Below are 6,286 nucleotides of genomic sequence, written 5' to 3'. Positions count from 1 at the left end.
GGGGGAGTTCGAGGTTGCGGGCCAGCGGCCGGCACTACCTCAAGGAGAAATACATGCGAAAGACAGGGATGTTGGTGATCGTCAGCCTGCTGTTGGCCCCCGCCGTGCAGGCTGCGCCTGCCTGCCAGCAACCGGCCGACGTAGCACGGGCCTTCTTCGAAGCGACCACCGGCAAGGGCGATCTGCTGCAGCCGCCGCAGGCACTGGTCAGCGCGGCATTTGCCAAGTCGCTGCACGCCGAGCGTGCCTGCCAGGTGCGCGAAGAGGGCATCTGCACGATCGATTCCGATCCGTGGCTGGACGCGCAGGACGGGGATATCGACGGCCCCGTGCGCTACAGCTGGAAGCAGGCGTCAGCCACGGCGGGCCAGGTCGAGATGCGCTACTCGGTTTGGAACAAGGCCTACGTGACGCGGTTGCCGATGGTGCGCAAGGGGGAGGGCTGCTGGCTGGTCGATGACATCCTCACCAACAGCGGCCGCTCGGTGCGGAAGATCCTGGCCCAGCCGCTTCCTTGAGCCCATGGGGCATCCACGCATGGCGTGGACCTACTGGCTCCGATTGCCGGCCGGCGGTCGGCACGCCTCTATCGCGAATGCCCGAACACCAGCTCGATCACGAACTGGCTGCCGAAGAATGCCAGCAGCAGCAACAGCATCGCCGTCAGCGTCCAGTGCACCGCCTTCGTGCCGCGCCAGCCGTAGCGACGGCGGCCGATCAGCAGCACGCCGAACACGATCCACGACAGCACGCTCAGCACCGTCTTGTGCACCAGCTTCTGCGCCAGCAGGTCGTCGACGAACAGCACGCCGGTGACGAGGGTCAGGGTCAGCAGGGCGAAGCCGACGGTGATCACCCGGAACAGCAGCGATTCAAGGTCGGCCATCGGCGGCAGCGCACGCAGCCACGGACGGAATTCACGGCGACGCAGCGCCCGTTCCTGCAGCCACAGCATGATCGCCAGCAGCGCTGCGATGCTCAACGTGGCGTAGGCCAGCAGCGCCAACCAGGCGTGGCTGGCCAGACGCCAGCCCAGCAGCTTGCTCGGTTCGTGGCCGTAGCTGTGATAGACCACCAGCAGCAGCGCGGCCAGCGGGAACACCACCACGCCCAACGTGGACATGCGCCCGCGCGCGCCCACCAGCGAGGTCAGCCAGGCCATGCCCAGACCCACCAGCGACAGCGCGGCGAAGAAGTGCATGTCCGGTCCGCCGGTCGTGCGCATCGCCACCAGCACGTGGTAGCCGCCATGCAGCAGCATCGCCGGCAGCGCAGGCCACAGCCACACAGGCGAGGTCACCCCGTCGTTGCGACCAAGGGCGCGCACCAGCAGGGCGCTGGCGGCCAGGTAGAGCAGGACGGCGATGAGAACGATTGTCATCGTTGAAGTTTCGCATACCCCCGGGGTGCTGGCGACGGGCCTGGCGTCGCAGTCCGGGGAGCGCGGTGGACCCGTTATACTGTGGGCCTTATTGTCCCCCGCTTTCAGACAGGTTGCGCCGCATGTTCGAGTCCCTGACCCAGCGCCTTTCCGGCACCATCGAGCGCCTGCGCGGCCGTGGCCGCCTGACCGAAGAGAACATCCGCGAGGCGACCCGCGAGGTCCGCATCGCGCTGCTCGAAGCCGACGTCGCGCTGCCGGTGGTGCAGGCCCTGATCGAGCGCATCAAGGTGCGTGCGGTCGGCCAGGAAGTGCTGAAGTCGCTGACCCCGGGCCAGGCCCTGATCAAGGTCGTGCGCGACGAGCTGACCGCAGTGATGGGCGCCGAGGCCAGCGACCTGAACCTCAACGTTCCCGCTCCGGCCATCATCCTGATGGCGGGCCTGCAGGGCGCCGGCAAGACCACCACGGTCGGCAAGCTGGCCAAGCACCTGAAGGAAAAGCGCAAGAAGAAGGTGATGGTGGTCTCGGCCGACGTCTACCGTCCGGCGGCGATCGAGCAGCTGAAGACGCTGGCCGAGCAGGTGGGCGTGCTGTTCTTCCCGTCCAGCGCCGACCAGAAGCCGGAGGCCATCGTCCGCGCCGCCATCGATGACGCGCGCAGGTCGTTCGTCGACGTGCTGCTGGTCGATACCGCCGGCCGCCTCGCCATCGACGAAGCGATGATGGCCGAGATCAAGGCCCTGCACGCCGCGGTCAACCCGGCTGAAACCCTGTTCGTGGTCGATGCCATGACCGGCCAGGACGCGGCCAATACCGCCAAGGCCTTCGGTGATGCGCTGCCGCTGACCGGCGTGGTGCTGACCAAGACCGACGGTGACGCCCGTGGCGGCGCCGCGCTGAGCGTGCGCTACATCACCGGCAAGCCGATCAAGTTCGTCGGTGTCAGCGAAAAGCCGGAAGGCCTGGACGTATTCCACCCGGACCGTATCGCCAGCCGCATCCTCGACATGGGCGACGTGCTGTCGCTGGTCGAGCAGGTCGAGCAGCAGGTCGACAAGGACAAGGCGCAGAAGCTGGCCGAGAAGGTCGCCAAGGGCAAGAAGTTCGATCTGAACGACATGCGCGACCAGCTCGAGCAGATGCAGAACATGGGCGGCATCGGCGGTCTGATGGACAAGCTGCCGGGCCTGGGCCAGATTCCCGAGCACCTCAAGCAGCAGGTCAGCCAGGGCAAGGAAGTGCCGCGCATGATCGCCATCATCGGCTCGATGACCAAGAAGGAACGGCGCAACCCGAACCTGCTCAACGGCTCGCGTCGCGCACGTATCGCCAAGGGCTCGGGCGTGACCCCGGCTGACGTCAACAAGCTCATGAAGCAGTACATGCAGATGGAAAAGATGATGAGCAAGATGGCCGGTGGCGGCATGAAGGGCATGATGCGCAGCATGAAGGGCATGATGGGCGCCATGGGCGGCCGTGGCATGCCGTTCCGCTGAGCGCACGCTGCACCGAACGCTTGAACAACCCGCAGAATCAATCAAAGGAATGTGCATGAACAAGTCGATCGTGGTGATGGCGCTGGCCCTGGGCCTGGTTGCCTGCAAGGACGACACCTCCGTGTCGCAGAAGGCCGGCAATGCCATCAGCGGCACCGCTGCCGATTTCGTCGCCGGGCTGGGCGAGGGCGTGGACAAGAAGATGAACGTGACGCTGCAGGCCGATCCGGGCCTGGCTGCGCAGGGCCTTACCGTCACCCTCGGCAAGAGCCGTGGCATGGGCTCCAAGGACGCGGCGGTCTACGTGGTGGCCGACAAGGCCTTCAAAGGCAAGCTGGTGGCGCGTGCACTGGATGCCGAGGGCACCGAGATCGGCCGCGCCAGCGCCGAGGAAGAGTTCGCCGCGGATGACGCGCGCTATGTGACGTTCAAGTTCAACGAAGAAATGGACAGCCAGCTGGTCCGCACCTACGCGGTGTCTGCACGCTGAGCAACGCGGGAGCGGATCGCCCGATGCGACGCTCCCGTCCACAGTGTCTGGCGTATGCTGGCAGCGACTCCTCCCACAGGTGCGTCGCGTGAGCCTTTCGCCGATTCTCGAACGCGCCGACGATTTCTGTCGGCGTTTTTCATTGCAGCTGCCGATCCTGCTGGCACCGATGGCCGGCGCCTGTCCGGTTCCACTTTCGGCCACGCTGGCCAACGCCGGCAGCATGGGCGCGATGGGCGCCGTGTTATCGCCTGCGGCTGATATCGGTCGCTGGATGCAGGACTTCCGGGCCGCGTCCAGCGGGCCGGCGCAGGTGAACCTGTGGTTGCCCGATCCCGCGCCGCTGCGCGATGTGGCCGCCGAGGCCGCCACGCGTGCTTTCCTGGGCCAGTGGGGGCCGGAGGTTGCGGCCAGTGCAGCGGATGCCACGCCTGCCGATTTCGAAGATCAATTCAGTGCGCTGCTGGCGGCACGGCCGGCGGTGGCCTCGACCATCATGGGCGTGCTGTCACCGCGTCATGTGCAGCAGTTGAAGGATGCGGGCATCGCCTGGATCGCCTGCGCGACGACGCTGGCCGAAGCGCGCGCTGCACAGGATGCGGGTGCTGACGCCGTGGTCGCGCAAGGTGCTGAAGCCGGTGGCCATCGCGGTGCCTTCGATCCGATGCGTGCCGAGCAGCAGCTGGTCGGCCTGTTTGCGCTGCTGCCGCGGCTGGCGGACAACCTGAAGATTCCGGTGATCGCTGCGGGGGGAATCGGCGATGGTCGCGGCATTGCTGCTGCCTTGATGCTCGGAGCCAGCGCGGTGCAGATCGGCACGGCCTTCCTGCGTACGCCCGAAGCGGCGGTGGCACCGGCATGGGCCGATGCGTTGGCCCGCAGCGAACCCGAAGACACCTGGCCGACCCGCGCTTTCAGCGGGCGTCTGGGGCGTGGGCTGGCGACCGCCTACGTGCGTGCCGCTGCCACCGAGGGCGCACCCGCGCCGCGCCCGTATCCGGTGCAGCGTGGCCTGACCGGACCGATGCGCAAGCAGGCCACGCAGGAAAACCGGCTTGCTGCGATGCAGGCCTGGGCCGGGCAGTCGGCGTGGATGGCACCGGCAGCGCCGGCCGCCGACGTGCTGCGTGGCATGTGGGAACAGGCGCAGGCACTGCTGCGATGACGGCGACCTGCAACGGCGCCACGGCGCGGGTCGAAGACCTGTTGCCGGCGCTGACCAACTATGGCCACTTCACCTCGCTGCAGGTGCGCGGCCGCGCGGTGCAGGGGCTCGGTCTGCATCTGCAGCGGCTGGCGCAGGCAACGCAGGCGTTGTTCCGCAGCCGGCTCGATATCGTGCAGGTGCAGGCGTGGATGGCACAGGCGCTGCAGCAGGCCGGTCAGATCGACGCATCGATGCGGGTCACCGTGTTCTCGCGCCGTTTCGATTTCCGCGATCCGCTTGCAAGCGTGCCGGTGGATGTACTGGTTGCCGTCTCCGCACCGGTCGCGCTGACCGCGCCCAAGCGCGTACGCAGCGTGACAGGGCAGCGCGAGCTGCCGCAGATCAAGCACGTCGGCACGTTCGGCCTGTTCGCCCAGCGCCGTGCCGCGCTGGCAGCGGGTTTCGACGATGCGCTGCTGGTGACTGCCGATGGGCAGATCAGCGAAGGCACGACCTGGAACCTGGCGGTGCATGACGGCGAACACCTGGTCTGGCCGCAGGCGCCTGCGCTGCGGGGAACTGCTGAAGCGCTGCTGCAGGCGGGCTGGGTGGGTCCACAGCAGGCCCGCCCGTTGCGGCTGGATGCGCTGGCCGGCATGCAGGCCGCCTTCGCCTGCAACGCCAGCGGGCTGTGGGCGCTGGACGCCATCGACGGTCAAGCGCTGCCGGGTTCGCAGGCGCTGGCCGAGCAGGGCAGGGCGGTGCTGGCGCGGGTGCCCTGGCAGCCGCTTTCCTGAACGGGAAGTCCTGAAAGCCGCCGGGCATGGCCCGGCGCTACCGGGCAGGTCCGTTTTTCCGCGGGGTTGGCTCGGCCGGAATCTGCCGCTATAATCGCCCGCTTACCGCGCCATCCTGGCGACTGGGCAATAGGAAAAAACCACCATGGTCAAGATTCGACTGACCCGCGGCGGCGCCAAGAAGCGTCCGTTCTACCACATCATCGTCACCGACGTCCGCAGCGCCCGCGACGGCCGCAACATCGAGCGCGTTGGCTTCTACAACCCGGTTGCACAGGGTGGCGAGAAGCGCATCGAGCTGGACCTGGCCCGCGTTGACCATTGGGTCAAGAACGGCGCCCAGCCGACCGAGAAAGTTCGCAACCTGATCAAGGAAGCGAGCAAGTCCCAGGCCGCTGCGGCCTGATCCTGACGGGCCGCGCCCTGGTGCGGCCCATCTGATTGAACGCAGATGAAAGATAACGAGCGCCGCATCCTGCTTGGCAGGGTTGTCGGCGCTTTTGGTGTGCGCGGCGAAATAAAGCTCGAGTCCTGGACCGAGCCGCGTTCCGCTATTTTCCGTTACCAACCGTGGATCCTGCGCAGCCCCAACGGGCAGGAATCGACGCTTGAAGGCGCCCGTGGCCGGGATACCGGCAAGCACCTTGTGGCCCGCTTCCCGGGTATCGAGGATCGCGACACGGTCGAGGCGATGCATGGCACCGAGGTCTTCGTGGCCCGCAGTGCGCTGCCGCCGCCGAGTGCCGACGAGTATTACTGGGTCGACCTGGAAGGCCTGGATGTGAAGACCGTCGAAGGCGTGGCCCTCGGCCAGGTCTCGCACCTGTTCAGTACCGGCGCCAACGATGTGGTGGTCGTACGCGGCGATCGCGAGCGGATGATTCCGTTCGTCGTGCCGGAGTTCGTCAAATCCGTCGACTTCGAGGCCAATCTGGTCGTGGTCGACTGGGACCCCGAGTTCTGAGTGTGAGC

8 protein-coding genes are annotated in these 6,286 nt (G+C 67.1%); 7 read left to right on the top strand and 1 reads right to left on the bottom strand.

What is annotated here, in order from left to right; genetic code table 11:
* Positions 1-53 precede the first annotated feature (53 nt).
* Positions 54-518 carry a YqhG/Tai3 family protein gene (locus AC27VL_RS14235; protein WP_488767042.1) on the top strand — a complete coding sequence of 155 codons (465 nt, stop codon included), beginning with the start codon at positions 54-56 and terminating at the stop codon, positions 516-518.
* Between the two features lie 68 nt (positions 519-586).
* On the opposite strand, the gene AC27VL_RS14230 is transcribed toward AC27VL_RS14235, so the two are convergent.
* Positions 587-1,381, bottom strand: coding sequence for a cytochrome C assembly family protein (locus AC27VL_RS14230; RefSeq protein WP_089239634.1), 795 nt, complete (start codon positions 1,379-1,381; stop codon positions 587-589).
* 122 nt (positions 1,382-1,503) lie between these two features.
* Between AC27VL_RS14230 and ffh the strand changes: the two genes are divergently transcribed.
* From ffh to rimM, 6 genes are all read left to right on the top strand, one after another.
* Positions 1,504-2,880, top strand: coding sequence for a signal recognition particle protein (gene ffh / locus AC27VL_RS14225; RefSeq protein ID WP_488767040.1), 1,377 nt, complete (start codon positions 1,504-1,506; stop codon positions 2,878-2,880).
* A gap of 55 nt (positions 2,881-2,935) precedes the next feature.
* Positions 2,936-3,370 (top strand): hypothetical protein, encoded by a 435-nt coding sequence (locus AC27VL_RS14220; protein WP_488767038.1) that lies wholly within the window; start codon positions 2,936-2,938, stop codon positions 3,368-3,370.
* Between the two features lie 88 nt (positions 3,371-3,458).
* Positions 3,459-4,535, top strand: a complete 1,077-nt coding sequence (locus AC27VL_RS14215; protein ID WP_488767036.1) for an NAD(P)H-dependent flavin oxidoreductase — start codon at positions 3,459-3,461, stop codon at positions 4,533-4,535.
* On the top strand, positions 4,532-5,314 hold the full coding sequence (locus tag AC27VL_RS14210; RefSeq protein WP_488767034.1) for an aminotransferase class IV family protein: 783 nt from the start codon (positions 4,532-4,534) through the stop codon (positions 5,312-5,314). Before AC27VL_RS14215 ends, AC27VL_RS14210 begins: the two co-directional genes overlap by 4 nt.
* 145 nt (positions 5,315-5,459) lie before the next feature.
* Positions 5,460-5,720 carry a 30S ribosomal protein S16 gene (gene rpsP, locus AC27VL_RS14205; protein WP_025873821.1) on the top strand — a complete coding sequence of 87 codons (261 nt, stop codon included), beginning with the start codon at positions 5,460-5,462 and terminating at the stop codon, positions 5,718-5,720.
* 45 nt (positions 5,721-5,765) lie between these two features.
* Positions 5,766-6,278 (top strand): ribosome maturation factor RimM, encoded by a 513-nt coding sequence (gene rimM, locus AC27VL_RS14200; RefSeq protein WP_089239644.1) that lies wholly within the window; start codon positions 5,766-5,768, stop codon positions 6,276-6,278.
* Positions 6,279-6,286: the final 8 nt, after the last annotated feature.

The organism is Stenotrophomonas sp. 14P6.2.3 (assembly GCF_057799055.1).
The sequence above is the reverse complement of the archived record's forward strand: the minus strand, read 5'-3'. Positions and strand labels throughout refer to the sequence as shown.

Bases quoted from the DNA above. Each gene is read 5' to 3' on its own strand.
- AC27VL_RS14235 (WP_488767042.1), top strand. From the start codon at position 54: ATGCGAAAGACAGGGATGTTGGTGATCGTCAGCCTGCTGTTGGCCCCC.
- AC27VL_RS14230 (WP_089239634.1), bottom strand. From the start codon at position 1,381: ATGACAATCGTTCTCATCGCCGTCCTGCTCTACCTGGCCGCCAGCGCC.
- ffh (WP_488767040.1), top strand. From the start codon at position 1,504: ATGTTCGAGTCCCTGACCCAGCGCCTTTCCGGCACCATCGAGCGCCTG.
- AC27VL_RS14220 (WP_488767038.1), top strand. From the start codon at position 2,936: ATGAACAAGTCGATCGTGGTGATGGCGCTGGCCCTGGGCCTGGTTGCC.
- AC27VL_RS14210 (WP_488767034.1), top strand. From the start codon at position 4,532: ATGACGGCGACCTGCAACGGCGCCACGGCGCGGGTCGAAGACCTGTTG.
- rpsP (WP_025873821.1), top strand. From the start codon at position 5,460: ATGGTCAAGATTCGACTGACCCGCGGCGGCGCCAAGAAGCGTCCGTTC.
- rimM (WP_089239644.1), top strand. From the start codon at position 5,766: ATGAAAGATAACGAGCGCCGCATCCTGCTTGGCAGGGTTGTCGGCGCT.